This window comes from Streptomyces sp. NBC_00984 (assembly GCF_045162475.1).
GTDB lineage: Bacteria > Actinomycetota > Actinomycetes > Streptomycetales > Streptomycetaceae > Streptomyces.
In genome coordinates this window covers 747,899-767,280 of record NZ_CP108734.1, presented here as the reverse complement: position 1 = coordinate 767,280, position 19,382 = coordinate 747,899, and the positions used below count along the sequence as shown (strand labels likewise).

At 70.4% G+C, this 19,382-nt stretch carries 8 protein-coding genes; 5 read left to right on the top strand and 3 right to left on the bottom strand.

Annotated elements, in window-relative coordinates; all coding sequences use genetic code 11:
• The first annotated feature begins 94 nt into the window (after positions 1-94).
• The 5 genes from OG520_RS03175 (at position 95) to OG520_RS03155 (ending at position 15,270) form a co-directional block, all read left to right on the top strand.
• Entirely contained in the window at positions 95-9,532 is a 9,438-nt protein-coding gene (locus tag OG520_RS03175) for an amino acid adenylation domain-containing protein (protein ID WP_406016411.1), read from the top strand.
• Positions 9,522-11,204 (top strand): phytoene desaturase family protein, encoded by a 1,683-nt coding sequence (locus OG520_RS03170; RefSeq protein ID WP_406012086.1) that lies wholly within the window; start codon positions 9,522-9,524, stop codon positions 11,202-11,204. Before OG520_RS03175 ends, OG520_RS03170 begins: the two co-directional genes overlap by 11 nt.
• 20 nt (positions 11,205-11,224) lie before the next feature.
• A complete protein-coding gene (locus OG520_RS03165; protein ID WP_406012085.1) occupies positions 11,225-12,949 on the top strand; it encodes a phytoene desaturase family protein in 1,725 nt (574 codons plus the stop codon).
• Positions 12,946-14,001 (top strand): MDR family NADP-dependent oxidoreductase, encoded by a 1,056-nt coding sequence (locus OG520_RS03160; RefSeq protein ID WP_399330020.1) that lies wholly within the window; start codon positions 12,946-12,948, stop codon positions 13,999-14,001. Before OG520_RS03165 ends, OG520_RS03160 begins: the two co-directional genes overlap by 4 nt.
• A gap of 66 nt (positions 14,002-14,067) precedes the next feature.
• Entirely contained in the window at positions 14,068-15,270 is a 1,203-nt protein-coding gene (locus tag OG520_RS03155) for a cytochrome P450 (RefSeq protein WP_406012084.1), read from the top strand.
• A 24-nt stretch (positions 15,271-15,294) separates the two neighbouring features.
• On the opposite strand, the gene OG520_RS03150 is transcribed toward OG520_RS03155, so the two are convergent.
• The 3 genes from OG520_RS03150 to OG520_RS03140 all read right to left on the bottom strand — a co-directional run bounded on the left by OG520_RS03150 (position 15,295) and on the right by OG520_RS03140 (position 19,380).
• Positions 15,295-16,173, bottom strand: a complete 879-nt coding sequence (locus OG520_RS03150) for an NmrA family NAD(P)-binding protein (RefSeq protein ID WP_399330022.1) — start codon at positions 16,171-16,173, stop codon at positions 15,295-15,297.
• Positions 16,174-16,218: 45 nt separating this feature from the next.
• The gene (locus OG520_RS03145) at positions 16,219-18,045 is read right to left on the bottom strand and encodes a protein kinase domain-containing protein (protein ID WP_406012083.1); all 1,827 of its coding nucleotides are present in this window, start codon (positions 18,043-18,045) and stop codon (positions 16,219-16,221) included.
• Positions 18,046-18,129: 84 nt separating this feature from the next.
• Positions 18,130-19,380, bottom strand: coding sequence for an MFS transporter (locus OG520_RS03140; RefSeq protein WP_406012082.1), 1,251 nt, complete (start codon positions 19,378-19,380; stop codon positions 18,130-18,132).
• Positions 19,381-19,382 lie beyond the last annotated feature (2 nt).

The window sequence follows — 19,382 nt, the reverse complement described above, 5'->3', positions numbered from 1 at the left end:
CCTTCCATGCCGTGCCGCGGCGCCACGATCTAGGAGTACAGCCTTGCCCGACGTGAACAGTGCCTCTGTGAGCGACAAAGTAGCGATCATCGGCATGGGGTGCCGAATGCCCGGCGGTGCGTCGGACCATCGTGCTTACTGGCAGAATCTCATGGAGGGCAAGGACTGCATCACACCGACACCGGTCGATCGCTACGACGTCGGCAGCCTCGGCAGCAGACACAAGGAGAAACCCGGACGCCTGATCGGCGGTCGCGGGGGATACATCGACGGTTTCGACGAGTTCGACCCGGCCTTCTTCGGGATCAGCCCGCGCGAGGCCGACCACATGGACCCTCAGCAGCGCAAACTGCTGGAGGTCGCCTGGGAGGCACTGGAGGACGGCGGCCAGCGGCCCGCGGAGCTCGCCGGCAGCAACACCGCCGTGTTCGTCGGCGCGTTCACGCTGGACTACAAGATCCTTCAATTCTCCGACCTGAGCTTCTCGTCACTCGCCGCCCACACCGCGACCGGCACCATGATGACGATGGTCTCGAACCGTCTCTCGTACTGCTTCGACTTCCGCGGACCGAGCCTGTCGATCGACACCGCGTGCAGCTCCTCCCTGGTGGCGGTGCACCTCGCCTGCCAGAGCCTCAACAAACGGGAGACCGATCTCGCGCTGGCCGGTGGCGTCCTGCTGCACATGGCGCCGCAGTACACCATCGCCGAGACGAAGGGCGGATTCCTTTCGCCCGACGGCCGTTCACGTGCGTTCGACGCCGCGGCCAATGGCTACGTACGGGCCGAGGGCGTCGGTCTGGTCGCGCTCAAGCGACTGGACGACGCCCTGCGCGACGGCGACCCCATCCACGCGGTGGTCCTCGGCGCGGGCGTCAACCAGGACGGCCGGACCAATGGCATCACCGTGCCCAACGCGGATGCCCAGGTCTCCCTCATCCGGCGCGTCTGCGGCGAGGCCGGCATCACACCCGGCGACCTTCAGTACGTGGAGGCGCACGGCACCTCCACGCCCGTCGGCGACCCGATCGAGGCGAACGCACTCAGCCGGGCGCTGGCCGTGGGCCGCCGACCGGACGCGCCCTGCTACGTGGGCTCGGTCAAGACGAACATCGGGCACACCGAAGCGGCGGCGGGCATCGCCGGCCTGATCAAGACCGTGCTCTGCCTCAAGCACCGCCTCATCCCGCCCCACATCAACCTGGAGCAGCTCAACACCGCCATCGACCAGAGCTCCTCCCCGTACCGCATCCCGACCGAGCCGACCGCATGGCCCGAACACGAGGGACCCGCACGGGCCGGGGTGAACTCCTTCGGATTCGGTGGCACCAACGCGCACGTCGTGCTGGAACAGGCACCGGACAGGGACGCACCACCGGCCGCGCCCGGCCAACGAGCCTGGAATCTCCTCCCGTTGACCGCCCATGTCCCGGAAGCCCTGCCGGAGCTGGTGTCCGGCATCCGCCGCGAGCTGGCAGGCGTCCACGGGCCGGGGGTGTCGCTGCCCGACCTCGGCCACACACTGGCCCACCGCCGTCAGCACCTGGAGTCGCGGCTCTCTGTCGTGTACTCCTCGCGGGCCGGACTGGACGAGGCACTCGCCGCCTTCCAGCGCGGTGAACCGCACCCGGGAGTCGTCCACGGCAGGCAGCTCGAAGCCGAACAGCGCGGGCTGGTCTGGGTCTTCACCGGCATGGGGCCGCAGTGGTGGGGGATGGGCCGCCAGCTGCTGGAGGGCGACGAGGTGTTCCGGGACGCGGTCACCCGCTGCGACCGGGCCATCCGCTCGATCGCGGGCTGGTCCCTGCTCGAGGAGATGAGGGCCGACGAAGCCGGATCGCGCATGGGCGAGACATGGCTCGCACAGCCGGCCAACTTCGCCGTCCAGGTGGGCCTCGCGGCGATGTGGCGCCAGTACGGAGTGCGGCCCGACGCCGTGGTCGGTCACAGCACCGGGGAGGTCGCCGCCTTCTACGAGGCAGGGGTCTACACCCTGGAGGACGCGGTGAGCGTGGTGGTGCACCGCAGCCGGCTCCAGCAGAAGCTGACCGGCACCGGCACCATGCTCGCCGTGAGCCTGCCCGAGAAGGAGGCGCAGTACCGGGCGGCCGCGTTCGGGGACCGGGTGTCCGTGGCCGCGGTCAACAGCCCCTCGGCGGTCACACTGGCCGGCGACCGCGAGGCACTGGCCGAGCTGGCGGACGGGCTGCGCTCCGAGCAGATCTTCGCCAAGTTCCTCACGGTGCAGGTTCCGTACCACAGCGCGGGCATGGAGGCGATCAAGGACGAACTGCTGGCCTCGCTGGACGGTCTCGCCCCCCGGGCGGCGAAGGTTCCGGTGTACCTGACCGGGCAGGAAGGTACGGCGCACGGCAGCGAACTGGACGCGGACTACTGGTGGGAGAACGTCCGCCACCGGGTTCGGTTCCGCTCCGCCGTCGACCGGCTCGCCGACGACGGGTACGGACTCTTCCTGGAAATCGGCCCGCACCCGGTGCTCGGCCACTCCATCCGCGAGTGCCTCGAAGGCAAGGCGACGGCCGCGCGGACCCTTCCGTCGATCCGCCGCCAGGAGAACGAACCGGAGCGCTTCGCCGCCTCGCTGGCGGAGCTGCACAACCTCGGCGTCCCCATCGACTGGGACACCCTGCACCCGGCGGGCAGTCCGGTGATCCTGCCCCGCTACCCGTGGCGGCGCGACCGCTACTGGACGGAGCCCGCACCCGTCGCCCAGGTCCGCCTCGGCCGCGCCGACCATCCTCTGCTGGGCCGCCGCACCGTGGACACCGAGCCGACCTGGCACACCACGCTGGACACCGAGCGGCTGCCCTACCTCGAGGACCACCGCATCCAGTCCACAGTGGTCTTCCCGGCAGCGGGGTACCTGGAGATGGCCACGCAGGCGGTCCGCTCCCTGACCGGCGGCACCCATGTCGTGCTGACGGACATCGAGTTCCGCAAGGCACTGTTCCTGCCCGAGGGCGAGGACCGGGCCGTTCGCCTGACCCTCTCCTCGCAGAACGCGGCGTTCACCATCGCGTCGGCGGGGCAGGAGGAGGGCGGCCGTGCGGTGCACGCCAGCGGCGTCGTGCGCTCGGGGCAGCCGCGCCCGGCCGGGCGCCCCGCCGACACCGAAGCGCTCCGGGCGTGCGCCCTGCGACGGCTGGACGGCGAGGACTGCTACGCGGCGCTCGCCGCCCTGGGCTACCACTACGGGCCCGCGTTCCGGGCCATCGAAGAGGTGTGGATCGGTTCCGGAGAGGTCCTCGCCCGACTCCGTCCGCCTGCGGCGATCGGCGACGACGCGGCCGGACACCACATCCATCCCGTGCTGCTCGATGCCTGCTTCCAGTCGCTGCTGACGACACAGCTGCCCGAAAACAAAAACGAAACCGAGACCGAAGCCGGCCTCTACGGCACGGACGAATCGGAACGGCAGACCTCCGGGATCCGCCTGCCCCTGTCGATCGACGAGCTGTGCCTCGCCCCGGTGGGAGACCGGCCGATCTGGGTGCACGCGACGGTGACCCGCGGCGACGCGGACGAGCTCGTCGGGGACATGGCCGTGTACGCGGACGGCGGTGAGCCCCTCGGCGGCATCCATGGCTTCCGCGCAGCCGACGTGGAGAAGGCGTCCACCACGGTCGGCCTCGGCACGATCGACTCCTGGCTGGCCGAGACCGCGTGGATCGACAGCCCCTTCGATCCCGCCGCGGACGAGGGCGGAGTCGGCCCCGACTCCCCAAGCCCCGTGTCCACCGGCGGCGACTGGTTGGTGTTCGCGGACCGCCAGGGCGTCGGCGACGCCCTGAGCGAACTGCTCGCCGCACGCGGCGAGCGCTGCCAGCTGGTGCGCCCGGGTGACACGTACCGAAAAGGCGGCGAAGGCAGCGGGTTCACGGTCGAACCGGGGTCCGTCACGGACCTGGAGCGGCTCTTCGCCGACCTGGACGAGCACAGGGACGGCGCAGACGGTGGCGGGGGACCCGTCGGCCCCATCGTGCATCTGTGGAACCTCGACCTGCCCCACATCGCCGACGCCTCACCGCAGGACCTCGCACGGCACAGCGGCACCGGGGCCTACTCGCTGATCGCCCTCGCCCGGACGCTGCTCCGCCGCGAGTCGGCCGGCCGGCTGCACATCGTGACCCGCGGCGCGCAGAACGTCGAGCCGGGCGAGACCGTCGAGCCGCTGGGAGCGCCCGCGTGGGGAGTCGGCCGGGTGCTCAGACACCAGGAGCTGCTCTCCCACCCCGGCAAGCTGATCGACCTGGATCCCGGCGCGCGGAGCGACGAGGGACGCCGGGCCGAGGCACGGGCGCTGCTGCGTGAGCTCCTGACCGACGACGAGGAGGAGATCGCGCTGCGTGGCGCGGCTCGCCTCACCAGCCGGATCCGGCAGGCCGAACAGCTGACGCACCCCCTTCCGCTGCGCCTGCGCACCAATGCGAACTACCTGGTCACCGGTGCCTTCGGAGCGCTCGGCCGACTGCTCTGCCGCACGCTCGTCCGCCGTGGGGCGCGCAGCCTGATCCTGATCGGACGCACCGCACTGCCGGAGCGCTCCGCCTGGCGGGACCTGGACTCCGGCAGCGCCGAAGGCCGTGCCACCGCCTTCGTCAAGGAGCTGGAGGCGCTCGGGGCACGGGTTGTCCTGGCACCGCTCGACATCACCGACGAAGCCGCGTTCACGTCCTGGCTGGATGCTCATCGGCGCACCGATCCGCTGCCCGTCCGAGGCGTGTTCCATCTCGCCGGTCAGGTCCGCGACACCCTCGTCGAGGACATGGACCGTCGGACGTTCGCCGAGGCGCACGACCCCAAGGCCGTCGGTGGGTACCTCCTGCACCGCCACCTTCGGGACGAACCGCTGGACCACTTCGTTCTGTTCGCCTCGATCGCCTCTCTGCTGACCACCGCGGGCCAGACCAACTACGCCGCGGGCAACGCGTTCCTGGACGCGCTGGCCCAGCACCGCCGGGCACTCGGGCTGCCGGGACTGAGCGTGGACTGGGGCCCGTGGGCCACCGGCATGATCGAAGAGCTGGGACTCGTCGACCACTACCTGCACAACCGGGGGATGAGTTCGCTCGCACCGGACGTCGGCATGGCCGTGCTGGAACGCGTCATCGGCCAGGACCGCGCCCAGCTGCTCGTCGCCACGGTCGTCGACTGGCCGGTCTTCCTGGCCTGGTACGCGTCACCGCCCTCACTGGTCACCGATCTGGCGGCGGCGGCCCCCGCCGGAACGGCCACCGGGCCGGGCGAGGGCATCCTCGACACCTTCCGCGACGCGGACCCGGCGGAACGTCTGTCCCTGGTGACCGGGCGATTCATCACGCTGACCGCCTCGGTGCTGCGGACAGGCCCCGACCGGATCGATCCGCAGGCGGGACTCAACGCGCTGGGACTCGACTCGCTCCTGGCGATGGAGCTGCGCGCCCGGATCAGCTCCGAGCTCGGCGTCGCGCCACCCGTGGTGGCGCTGCTCAGCGGAACGCCCGTCGTCGAGCTGATCACCCAACTCCACGATGCCCTGGCCGAGTTGGTCGCCCACGAGGCCGTCGGTGCCGAAACGGCCGCGGTGGAGGTGTTCGAGGACGAACTCCGTCACCCGCTGACGCAGAACCAGAAGGCCCTGTGGTTCCTCAGGCAGCTCAATCCCGAGGGCTACGCGTACAACATCGGCGGCGCGGTCGAGGTCCGGGTCGCACTCGATCCCGACCTCATGTTCGAGGCTGTCCGCCGTCTGGTGGCACGGCACCCCGCCCTGCGTACCAACTTCCTCACGGTGGACGGCGTTCCGCTGCAGCAGGTGTCGCCGGAGGCGAGCGCGGACGTCGAGCTGTTCGACGTGCAGGACCAGGAGTGGGAGGACATCCACCGCACGATCGTGGCCGAGTACCGCAGGCCGTACGACCTGGAGCACGACCCGCTGTTCCGGTTCCGCCTCTTCAAGCGCGCCGACGACCGCTGGGTGATCATGAAGGCGGTGCACCACATCGTCTCCGACGCGATCTCGACGTTCACCTTCATCGAGGAGCTCCTGGCGGTGTACGAGGGGCTGCGCCAGGGCCAGGCCCCCTCGCTGCCGCCCGTCACCGCCCGCTATCTGGACTTCCTCAACGCGCAGAACCGCTTCCTGGCCGGACCCGCGGCGCCGCGCATGCTCGACTACTGGCGCTCGCACCTGCCGGCCGAGGTCCCGACCCTGGAACTGCCCGTCGACAAGCCCCGTCCCGCCGTGCAGACACACAACGGCGCCTCGGAGTTCTTCGTACTGGACACCGCGCTCACCGCCCGGGTGCATGCCCTGGCCCGCGAGCACGACGTGACCCCGTTCATGGTGCTGCTGAGCGCCTACTACGTGCTGCTGCAGCGCTACTCCGGCCAGGACCAGGTCATCGTGGGCAGCCCGGTGACCGGCCGTACCGAGCAGGAATTCGCCTCCGTCTACGGCTACTTCGTCAACCCGCTCCCGCTGCACGCGGATCTGTCCGGCGACCCCTCGGTCGCCCGACTGCTGCAAGAGGTCCGCACCACCGTGCTGGGTGGCCTGGACAACCAGGAGTACCCGTTCGTCCTGCTGGTCGACGAGCTGGGGCTCCAGCACGACCCCAGCCGCTCCGCGGTGTTCCAGGCCATGTTCATCCTGCTCACCCACAAGGTCGCCACCGAGAAGTACGGCTATCGGCTCGAGTACATCGAACTTCCCGAGGAAGAGGGGCAGTTCGATGTGACGCTGTCGGTGTACGAGGACGAGGCGGAGCGCCGTTTCCACTGCGTCCTGAAATACAACACCGACCTGTTCCTGCCGGAGACCATGCGGCGGATGGCATCGCACTACACCGAACTGCTCGACAGCATGACCCGGGCTCCGGCGGACCGGCCCGTCTCCCAGCTGGAGATGCTCGGCTCCCAGGAGCGCGAGCGGCTGGTCGGCGAGTGGAGCGGTGCCGGGCGCACCGCCCTGCCCGCGGGGGCGGGGGACGGCGAGGCGGACGACTTCCGCCCGGTGCACCGGCTGATCGGTGAGACCGCCGCCCGCTGCCCGGACGCGGTGGCCGTCACGGTCCCGGCGTTCCACGGGCCGGCCCACCGGCTGACGTACGCGGAGCTGGACCGCGGGTCGGATGAGTTGGCCCGGAGCCTTCGCGGGCTCGGGGTCCGTGCCGGGTCGGTGGTGGCGCTCTGCCTGGACAAGTCGCCCGACCTCGTCGTCGCACTGCTCGCGGTCCTCAAGGCCGGCGGCGCCTATCTCCCGATCCCGGCCGACCACCCGGCCGACCGCGTCGCCCACACCGTACGCGCCGCGGGTGCCACCCTCGTCGTGGCCGAGGACGACGCCTGCCGCGACCGGATGGCGGAGCTGCCGGCCCGGACGCTGACGCTGCGGGAACTGCGTGAAGCGGCGCCCGCGGCGGACGACCGGAGCGGGACCGGCTCCGGCGCCGAGGACCCTGTCGGTCCCGACGTGCCCGCGTACATCATCCACACCTCCGGTTCGACCGGCCTCCCCAAGGCCGTGCGGGTCAGCCACCGCAATCTCGCCTCGGCGTACGGAGCCTGGCTCCAGGAGTACCGGCTTGACCGCGACGTCCGGGTGCACCTCCAGATGGCCGCCCCGTCGTTCGACGTCTTCACCGGAGACGTCGTGCGCGCGCTCTGCTCGGGCGGCAACCTGGTGCTGGTCGACCGCGATCTGCTCTTCGACACCGAGCGCCTGTACACCACGATGCGCCAGGAGCGCGTCGACTGCGCGGAGTTCGTGCCCGCCGTCGTACGCGGCCTCATGGACCACTGCGAACGCCGGGGACTGCGACTGGACTTCATGCGCCTGCTGGTCGTCGGATCCGATGTGTGGAAGGTGGGGGAGTACCGGAGGCTGCAGGAACTGTGCGGCCCGGAAACCCGTCTGATCAACTCCTACGGGGTCACCGAGGCGACCATCGACAGCGCCTGCTTCGAAGGACCCGTCGACGACCTGGAACCCGGGCGGACGGTGCCGATCGGACGGCCCCTGGGCAACAGCACGCTCCATGTGCTCGACCGGCACGGCGAACCGGTGCCGCCCGGCGTGCCGGGCGAGCTGTGGATCGGCGGCTACGGCGTCGCGCTCGGCTACGCGGGCGACCCCGCGCTGACGGACCGGCGCTTCGTCACCCGGACCCTGGGCCGGGAGCCGGGTGCGGGCCCCGTACGCCTCTACCGCAGCGGTGACGCGGCACGCTGGGACGCGGACGGCCGGGTCCATCTGCTCGGCCGGGCCGACGACCAGATCAAGCTCCGGGGCCACCGGATCGAACTCGGCGAGATCGAGGCACACCTCGCCCAGTGGCCCGGACTGACCCGGACGGTCGTCACGGTGCGCCCCGACGCCCGGGGCGAGGACGTCCTTTGCGCCTACTGCGTACCCGCCGAAGGGGCGGCACCGGACCGGCGCGCCCTGCGCCGGCACCTCGCGGACCGGCTGCCCGCGTACATGGTTCCGGCGCACTTCGTCACCCTGCCGGAACTGCCGCTGACCGCCAACGGCAAGGTCGACACCGCCGCCCTGCCGGCACCCCGGTTCGACGCGGACGACGAGCCCGAGGAGAAGCCGCGCACACCGTTCGAGGTGAGCATGGCCCGGCACTGGAAGGAACTGCTCGGACTGGAGCGGGTCGGCCTGACGCACGAGTTCTTCGAGGTCGGCGGCAGCTCCATCAAACTGATCGAGCTGATCCACCGGCTGCGCAAGGAGTACGGCGTCGGCATCCCCGTCAGCCTGCTGTACCGGGTGACGACCCTGCACGGGATGGCCGCGTCGCTGGAGCGCATCGCCACCGGCTCGGACTTCGACGACCTGCCCTGCCTCAGCTTCAACAGCGATCAGGAACGGACCGTGTTCTCCTTCCCGCCGGCGGGCGGCCACGGACTCGTCTACCGGGAGTTCGCCGCCAAACTGCCCGAGTACCGGCTGATCGCCTTCAACTACGTCCCCGGCCCGGACAAGGTGGCCCACTACGCCGACCTCGTCGAGTCCCACCGGCCCGAGGGCAGATGCCTGCTGCTCGGCTACTCGCTCGGCGGCAACCTCGCGTTCGAGGTGGCCAAGGAACTCGAAGGCCGGGGACGCGATGTCGCCCATGTGATCGTGCTGGACTCGCACCGCATCCTCGAACCGTACGTACCCGGCCCCGAGCACATCGAGTTCTTCGAGGCGGAACTGGCCGAACACCTGCGCAAGCACACCGGATCGGACGCCGTCGCCCGCGAAACCCTCGATCACGCCGCGGAGTACCTGGCCTTCTGCGGCCGCACACCGAACCTGGGAACGGTCTCCGCGACCGTCAGCGTGGTCACCGACGAGGAGAAGACGGATCTCTACGCCGCCGACGCGCGCGGCACCTGGCACGGCAGCTCGATCACGGCCACGGCCGTGCTGCGCGGTTCCGGGATCCACGCCGACATGCTCGACCCCAAGCACGCGGCCCGCAACGCCGATCTGGTGCGCGGCATCCTCCAGAACGGCGGCACCGATGTCCGATGAGGCGGAGGACGAGTGGAGCACCCGTGACCTGGCGGGAGACGGCGGCCCCCGGGTCATCGTCATCGGCGCCGGCGTCGCGGGAATGTCCACCGGGTGCTACGCGCAGATGAACGGGATGCGCTCCCGCATCTTCGAGAGACACGTGCTGCCCGGCGGCTGCTGCACGGCCTGGTCGCGCGACGGCTACATCTTCGACTACTGCATCGAGTGGCTGATCGGCACGGCCGACGGCAACGAGGCCAACCAGGTGTGGCGCGAACTGGGGGCGCTCGACGGCAAGACCATCACCAACTTCGAGATGTTCAACCGGGTCGTCGACGAGACCGGCCGTTCCGTGACCTTCTACAACGACCCGGACCGGCTGGAACGCCACCTGCTCGAAGTCTCGCCCGCCGACGCCCGGCTGATCCGCTCGTTCTGCCGCGACCTGCGCCGCTTCATCGACATCGAGCTGTACCCGTTCCTGACCGCACCCGCCCTGCGGACCGTACGCGAGAGAGCGGCGCTGCTGCGCACCGTCCTGCCCGCGTTCCGGCTGTTCTGGCGCACGGCCTCGACGCCGATGCACGAATTCGCCGACCGGTTCCAGGACCCGCTGCTGCGCCGGGCGTTCCGCAACATCTTCTTCCAGGACCCGGAGGGCTTCCCGCTCCTCCCGTACCTGTTCAACATGGCCGGTGCCCACCACCACAACGCCGGTTTCCCGCAAGGAGGTTCGCTGGGCCTGTCCCGGTCGATCGAGGAACGCTACACATCGCTGGGCGGTCGGATCAGCTATCGGGCACGCGTCGAACGGATCCTGGTCGAGGACGGGCGCGCCGTCGGGATCGAACTGCGCAACGGCAGACGGTACTACGCCGACCACGTCGTCTCCGCCTGCGACGGCCACACCACGATCCACGGACTTCTGCAGGGCCGGTTCACCGGCCCCCGGATCGACAAGCTGTACAACGAACTGCTGCACCGCCCCGGCACCCTGTTCCCCGCGGTGGTCTCCGCCTTCGTCGGGATCAGGGGCGAGCTGGGCCCCGGCCGGCCCCACAGCACCACGTATCTGCTCACCCCCGAGGACGCCGTACAACTGCCCGGCGCGCTCCAGAGCAGTGTGGTGGTCCAGCTGCGCTCCGACTACTCGGACGGATTCGCCCCGCCCGGCAGATCGGTCGTCCACTGCACCTACTTCAGCGACTTCGCGTACTGGAAGGAGCTGCGCGCCGCCGACCGAAAGGAATACCGCGCGAAGAAGCGCCAAGTGGCCGACTTCGTCAGGGGATTCCTGGAACAGCGGATGCCGGGAGTGGGCGAGCGCATCGAGCTGGTCGACGTCGCGTCCCCGGCGACCACCCGGCGCTACACCGGCAACCACGACGGCTCCATCCTGGCCTGGAAGGCGTTCTCCGAGGCCGACGACATCGCGGCCGAGCTGGTCGGAAAGGACCGCATGCGCCTGCCCGGTCTGAGCGGATTCTCGATGGCCGGGCAGTGGGTCGGCATGGGCGGACTGATCCGCGCCGCGTCCACCGGGCGCTTCGTCGTCCAGTACCTCTGCGACGAGCTGGGACGCGGGTTCACGGCGTCCGAAAGCCGGGGCACCGAGCCCTGGCACCCCGGGAAGCTGGGCCGACTGCCCCAGCTCGACAAGTGGTCCATGCGTGGTGACAGCCGCACATGAACACCGAGGAGAACAGATTCATGCCGCCTTCCGAACGACAGTCGATGATCATTATCGGCGCTGGGCTGGGCGGTCTCTCCACCGGCTGCTACGCCCGGATGAACGGCTACCGGACCCATGTCCTGGAGATGCACGAACTGCCCGGCGGCTGCTGCACGGCCTGGGACCGCGGTGACTTCAGGCTGGACCCCTGCGTCAGCTGGCTCCTGGGCAGCGGCCCCGGCAACGAGATGCACCGGATCTGGCTGGAGCTCGGCGCGTTGCAGGGCAAGGAGGTCCGGCACTTCGATGTGTTCAACGTCGTACGCGGCACGTGCGGCCGGGCGGTGTACTTCTACTCCGACCCCGACCGGCTCCAGGCCCACCTCACGGAGCTCTCACCCGCCGACTCCGCCCTGATCAGGGACTTCTGCAAGCAACTGCGCGCCTTCCGTGAATGCCTCGCCGTCTATCCGTTCCTCAGACCGGTAGGACTGATGCCGGTGATGGAGCGCTGGCGCATGCTGGCCTCCTTCATCCCGTACTTCAACGTCGTGCGCAAATCCATCGGCGTACTCATGACCGACTACTCGGCGAGGTTCAAGGACCCCCTGCTGCGCGAGGCGTTCAACTTCATCCTGTACGAAAAGCATCCGGCCTTCCCCGTACTGCCGTTCCACTTCCAGCTCGCCTCGCACGCCAACCTCTCCGCGGGCGTCCCCGAAGGAGGATCGCTCGGACTGGCCGAGTCGATCGAGCGGCGCTACCGCAGGCTCGGCGGCGAAGTGACGTACAACGCCAAGGTCGAGGAGATCGTGGTCGAGGACGACCGCGCGGTCGGCGTGCGACTCAGCGACGGGCGTGAACTGCGCGCCGACATCATCGTGTCGGCCTGCGACGGACGTACCACGATGATGGACCTGCTGAAGGGCCGCTACCTCAACGAGGCGTACCGACGGCTCTACACCCGGACCATCGAACAGCCCGGCATGGTGTTCCCCGGATACTTCACGCTCTTCCTCGGCCTGCGCCGCGAATTCCCCGACGCCGACCCCTGCACCACCTACCTGCTCGACGAGACGGAAGCGGCCGGACTGACCGGCATACGGCATCCCAGCATCAACGTCCAGTTCCGTAACAGGCACTACCCCGAGCTGTCCCCGCCCGGGACGAGCGTCGCGTACGTCACCTACTTCTGCGACATCGCACCCTGGCGCGCCCTGGACGAGGGCCCCGAACAGGCGACCCGGACCCGCGGCGGGCAGGAACTCCACACGCTTCCGGTACGTCACGGACGCGGCTACTACGCGGCCAAGCGCCGGGCCCGCGAGACACTCGTCGCGTTCCTGGAACGGCAGCACCCCGGCATCGCCGACGCCATCGCCGTACGCGATGTGTCCAGCCCGCTCACCCAGGTCCGCTACACGGGCAACTACGACGGCACGGTGCTCGGCTGGCAGCCCTTCGTGGAGAGCGGGGAAACGCTGGAGAAGCTCATCAAGAAGCACGGCCCCGGCCTGCCCGGACTGCGCAACTTCTACCAGTCCGGCGTCTGGGCCACCACGGGTGGCCTGATCCGCGCGGCGGCGGCCGGCCGGCACGTCGTGCAGTTCGTCTGCCGTGACGACGGCCGCGCATTCACCGCGTCCATGGACGAGAGCGGTCCGCCACCGACCCATCGGGTCATCGAAGTGTCGCCCCGGCCGGTGTCACGGTCCGTCGCGGAGGGCCGCCCAGCCTTCGCAGAGAGGAAGGGAACGGGATGAGGGCCAGGAAATGGGTGGTGCGCGAGCACATCGAGGGCGTCCCCGACGTCGAAAGGGTCTACGGACAGGTCGAGGAGGACATCGACACCGAGCTGGCCCCGGACGAGATGCTCCTGAGGACGCGCTACGTATCGGTGGACCCCTATCTCCAGGGCATCGCGCTGGACACCCCGCTCGGTGCGCACATGGGGGCCGACTCGATCATGGAAGTGCTGGAAGCGGGTCCGCAGGCGGCCCACCGCCCCGGTGATCTGGTGCAGGGGTTCGGCGGCTGGCGCACCCATCTCGTGAGCAACGGCGCGCCCACCCCCTGGCAGACCGGGACGTTCCCGATGGTCTTCCCGGCCTTCCGCCGCCTGGACCCCGGCTGGTACGACGACGCGCTGCCACTTCCCACCGCGCTCAGCGCCATGGGCGGCCCCGGCATGACCGCCTGGGGCACCCTGACCAAGTTCATGTCGGTCCGCCCGGGGGACACCGTCGTGGTCAGCGGCGCCTCCGGCTCCGTCGGCTCGCTGGTCGGCCAGCTGGCCAAGCGCGCGGGCGCCCGGGTCGTGGGCACCACGTCGACGACGGCGAAGGCGGACTACCTCGACGAGCTGGGATTCGACGCGGTCGTCGTCTATCGCCACGGAGACAACCGCGAGGCCGTACGGGACGCTCTCCTGTGGGCCGCGCCGGACGGCGTCGACAAGTACTTCGACAATCTGGGCGGCACCGTCACCGACGCGGTGTTCTCCATGCTCAACATCGACAGCCAGGTGGCAGTGTGCTGGCAGTGGGCCACCCAGGTGGGCCGCGACGTCACGGGACCGAGGCTGCTGCCGTACATCATGTTCCCGCGCGCGCACGTGCGGGGCATCTTCTCGCTGGAATGGTTCACCGAGGAGAACTGGCGCGCGCTCCACGACGAGCTCGGCGGCCTGATCCGGCGGGGCGAGGTGCGCTGCGGACACACCCTCCACCACGGCTTCGAGAACATCCCCGACGCCTACCGGAGTCTCTACCAGGGCACCGGAGCCGGTCGGGGCAAGGTACTGGTCGAGCTCTGACGCCGGCCACGCAACACCGCTTCCCGCCCGTCCCCGTCCAGCCGTTCGCCGTACCCAGGAGGCCCCGTGTCCTGCCCCGCCGACGCCCACGTCCGCCCCGGCCCCTCCACGCCCCCGCTGCACCGTCTGGCGTTCGATCCGCCCGGACCGCCCCGGCCCGTTGAGCTACCCGATGGGACTCGGGCCTGGCTGGTGAGCCGCTACGCCGATGTCCGCAAGGTCCTGAACGACAGCCGATTCGGGCGCGCACAGCTCCATACGCCGGACTCCCCGTCCCTGTCCGGCGAATCCGGCCTGGTGAGCAGCGCCGACCTGATCTTCAACCAGGACGGCGAGGACCATCTGCGCCTGCGCCGCACCATGCGGCGAGCCTTCACGCCGCGGGCCGTCGCCCGCTGGCGGCCCTGGATCGCGACGATCGTCGAACAGTGCCTGGACGAACTCACGGACAGCGCACACCCGATGGACCTGGTGGCCGGCTTCACCCTCCCGCTCCCGGTCGCGGTGATCAGCAGACTGATGGGTCTCGACACCGAGGCGCGGGAACGGCTGCGCCACTGGAGCCAGTACGCCTTCTCCGACGGCTCCCACCCCGAGGAGGAAATGGCGTCCGCGCTGGCGGAGTTCGCCGCCTTCGGAGCGGAGCTGCTGGCCGAGCGACGCAGCGCGCCGGGCGAGGACCTGACCAGCGTGCTGGTCGCCGCGGCCGATGCGGAGGGCGGTGTCCCGGAAGGACAACTCGTCGATCTCGTATGCGGGTTGGTCGTGGGCGGTCACGACAGCACCATGACGATGCTCGGCAATTCGCTGCTCTATCTGCTCGGTGAACGGCCGGAGGTCTGGCCCCGGCTCGGGGCGGACGAACAGGCCGCCGGGACACTGGCGGAGCGTCTGCTGCACCTGATTCCGCTCGGCGACGACCGGGGGACCGCGCGCTACACCGCCACCGACACGGAGGTCGGCGGCGTGGCGATTCCGGCAGGTTCGGTGGTTCTCGCCGACTGCGGCATGGCCAACCGCGATCCCGATGTGTTCGCACCCCGGCAGCTCGACGACCTCTTCGCGCCCTTGGAAGCGCCGACCCTGGCGTTCGGCGCGGGCGCGCACTACTGCCTGGGCGCCTGGCTGGCCCGGCTGGAGCTCCAGCTCGCCCTGCACCGGCTCGCAGCCCGCTTTCCCGGCCTGCGCCTGGCACAGCCCGCCGACACCGTCGAATGGCACCTGGGCACCACCTCCCGCAGCCCGCGGCGGATCGTCGTCACCTGGTAGGAGCGCTCGTACGCGGTGCGGGAGTCACGCGGGGGGCTTCGGCCAGTCCTGGGCGTCCGCCCACGCGGTGTAGGAGGTCCAGGGGACGGTGGGGAACTGTGTCCGCAGCGCAGCCATGTCCACCCGGTAACCGGTGTTCGCGAGGAAGCTGTACATGGCAAACATATCGGGGTTGGTGGTGCGCAGGTCCTCCAGCGACGACTGACGGAACGCGACCGTGCCGCCTGCGGCCCGCCCGATCTCCGCAGCCATCCGGACCGGTGTGGGATCGTCGCCCGCCACCTCGATCCGCTGCCCGATCCAGCGGTCCGGATCGGCGACGACCGCGGCCACGACACGGCCCAGATCCTGCCGTGCCACCTGCTGCAGGGGAGTGTCGCCGGGGACCGGCATGGTGAGGAGGCCGGCCGCCACCTCGTCCACGGAGCCCAGGGCATTGTCGTAGAAGTAGGCCGGTGCCACCACCGTCGCCGGCAGTCCCGAGGCGGCGAGCAGTTCCTCGGTCCTGGCCTTGGTCTCGAAGTGCGGGACACCGGTGTCCTGGTCCGCACTGGCGACGGAGGCCATCACCAGATGCGGCAGTGCGGCGTCCGCGGCCGCCCGTACGATCGCCGCGCCCTGGGCGACCTCGGCGTCGAGTCCGTCCTGGAACGGGGTGGTGACGGCGAACGCGGCCGTCGCGCCCCGGAACGCATCGGCGAGCGAGGCCGCGTCGGACAGATCCCCCGGCACGACCTCCGCCCCGGCCGCGGCCAACGCACGGGCCCGCCCGCTGCCGGGATCGCGCACCACGGCCCGCACACCACGTCCCGCCTCCAGCAGGGCGGCGGCCACCGCGCCACCCTGACCACCGGTCGCGCCGAGTACCGCGATGGACATGAGGTCTCCCTGATCGAGCGACATGTGTCCATGCTGACCAGAGCCGGCCGGAGCTGCCACCGGGAGGGCTCAGCCGCCGGAGCCGGAGCCGGCCGCGTTGCGCCAGACGGTGAGGTCCAGAGTCATGTACTGACTGGGCGATTCCTCGCCCGAGAGCCCCTGGACCGTCACGAGGCCCATGTGCCCCGTCCCCGTCGTGACACAGATCTGCCGCCCCTTCGAGATCGTGTTCAGGTAGATCGTCTCGGTGAACCGGGTGTCCGCGCGGCAGGCCTCGAGGGATCCCTCCTGCCCGGGATCGAGCAGCACCAGGCTTCCGCCCGTGGTCTCCGCGTCGAGATATCCACCGGTGTCGTAGGAGAGTTCGTACCCACCGTCCTCGCCCTGCTGGGGCCGCACGTCGTCGTCCCCGAGCGTCAGGTGGTAGCCGGCCGTCAGATCGATGCCCTTGTACTCGACGGGCTTCGGCTCGGGCTCGGTACTCGGCTTGGAGCCGGTCTCCTCGTTTCCGCCCTTGTTCCCCTCCTTGGCTCCGTCGCTCGTCCGACTGCCCTGCGAGGAGCTGTCCGCCTTCGTCTGCTCGCCCCTGTCCTTGAGCAGGAAATACAGCGTGCCGCCGCCCACGACACCGAAGACCAGCGCGGCGGCGATCGCGATGACCGCACGCCGCTTGCCGGAGCTCTCCGGAGGCCGGGGAGCCTGAGGCACGGGGTGACCGGGGTACGTCTGCGCCTGCGTGGGCATCTGGGTCGGGGCGTAGGCATGGGCGTGAGCCTGGGCCTGGGCCTGGGCCGGATTGGGCGTCTGGTAGTGGGGCTGGGGCGGGACTTGAGAGGGCTGAGCCGGCTGAGTGGGCTGGTACGCCACGGGCGGACCGTAGCCCTGTGGCGGGGTGTTCGGGGCCACCGGCGTGGTCGGCGAGTAGGCCACGGGCGGCGCGGAGGCCGGCGGCGGCGGGGTCTGGACGGGCGCCGGGGCCGCCGCGCGCACCGTGATGTCGGCGGTGACCGGGGCCGGCAGCCAGTCCTCGGGGCGGCGCAGCACCGTCTCCGCGTTCGCGGACTGGCAGAGCGCGATGACCTCGGCGATCGACGGCCTGGCCGCGGGGTCCTTGGCGAGGCAACGGGCGACCAGTTCCATCAGCCGCTCCGGGACGCCGGTGAGGTCGGGCTCCTCATGGACGATCCGGTAGAGAACGCCGTGCGAGGTCCCCTCGCCGAATGCCGGGGCCCCCGTCGCCGCGTACGCCGCCACCTGGCCGAGCGCGAAGACATCGGTGGCCGGGGTCACCTTGCGGCCGGCGGCCTGTTCCGGTGCCATGAACGAGGGGGTGCCGATGGTGACGCCGCTGCCGGTGAGCGAGGTCGCGTCGGCGGCGTGGGCGATACCGAAATCGATGACGCGGGGACCGTCGGCGGCGAGCAGCACATTGGACGGCTTCAGGTCACGGTGGACGATGCCCGCGCCGTGGATGACGTGCAGTGCCTCGGCCATGCCGGCGATCAGCAGCACCACCGTCTCGACGGGCAGCGCCCCATGCGCGACGACCGCGTCGGCGAGCGAGGGGCCCGGCACGTACGCGGTCGCCAGCCACGGCTGCGCGGCGTCGGTGGCGGCGTCGATGACCGGTGCGGTGAACAAACCCTGCACGCGTTGCGCGGACTGCACCTCCTGGGCGAACCGGCGGCGGAATTCGGCGTCCTCGCCGAACTCGGGCCGGATCACCTTGATGGCCACGGGCCGCCCGCCGGGTGTGTACGACAGGTACACCTTGCCCATACCGCCCGCGCCGAGCTTGGCGGCGAGCCGGTATCCGGCGATGGTGGTCGGGTCGTCTCCATCGAGCGGTTGGAAGACCTGAGAGGCCCTTCCCGGGTCTGGCTGCTGACCACTCATCACTTACGTCTCCCACGCAGAACGCCGATATCGAACGGCACCTTATACAAGGACGGACTGTCGGCGCCCGTTCCGACCAAGTGCCTAGAACCGGGAGGACGTTGTGGGCGACGGGCCCGGTTGCAGATCCGGGTTCCGAGGCAGCCTGCGCGCGGCGTACGTGCCCGCGCCCGCCGCCAGCAGCATCACGCAGCCCGTGAAGATCAGCCCGGCCTGACGCAGTCCGAGCCAGGTGGCCATGGCGCCGACCCCGACCACCGGCACGGAGATCCCGGCGTAGGCGACGACGAAGAACGCCGAGATGGTGCCGCCGCGGTGCTGCGCCGGGGCCGCGCCGCTGATCAGGGCGAGCGCGGCACGGAAGGCCAGTCCCTGGCCGGTGCCGCCGCACAGGGCGCCCAGGACGAGCAGGATCAGGGATTCGGCGATCAGCGATGACGCCACCAGCAGCAGGCCGACGACGAGGATGCCGCAGCCGACCGGGAGCGCGCGGCGTGCGCCGATCCGTTGGGTCAGGGACTGCCCGACGGTCGAGGCGAGGAAGACGGAGAAGACCACGGCCCCCGCGACAGCCAGATTGTGCACACCCAGCGTCTTCGAGGCGAAGCTCGGTGCGACCGCGGTGAACAGGCCGAGAAGAGCGAAGCCGGCGAAGGCCGCCAGCGAGGCGGGCAGGAAGACATCCTTCACCTCGGGTGGAACGGACAGTCCCTGCGGCTTCAGGGGCGGGCGGCGCTTCGGCGCGGCAACGGTCTCCGGCAGGAGCCAGGTGATCCCGCAGGCCGGCACCACCAGTCCCAGGTGGACCCAGAACGGAAGGGTCAGTGGCCAGGGCGTGTACTGCGCGAGGATCCCGGAGAGCAGCGGCCCGCAGCCCAGACCACCCATGTTCGCCGCGGTGGCGGCGAATCCCGCACGTGCCTTGTGCCCAGGACCCGCCAGTTCGATGACGGCCGCCGTCGCCGCGCCGCTCAGCAGCCCGGCCGCGCAGCCGGACAGCAGCCGTCCCGTGAAGAGCAGCGGCAGGCCGCTTTCCAGCAGGAAACACCCCGCGCTCGCCGCCGACAGCGCCATGGCGCACAGGAGCACAGGTCTTCGGCCGACCTCGTCGGAGTAGTTTCCCGCCACCAGCAACACCGTGATGACCGCGACGGCATATACGGCGAAGACGACGGTCACCATCAGCTCGGAGAAGCCGATCTTTTCCTGGTAGAGCCCGTACAACGGGGTGGGCAGGGTGGTCCCGGCCATTCCGATGGCGAACACCAGTGCCGCGGCCACATAGCCCGGCCGCCACCCACCATCGACGTTCCATGTGCATTCGCGAACGTTCACGC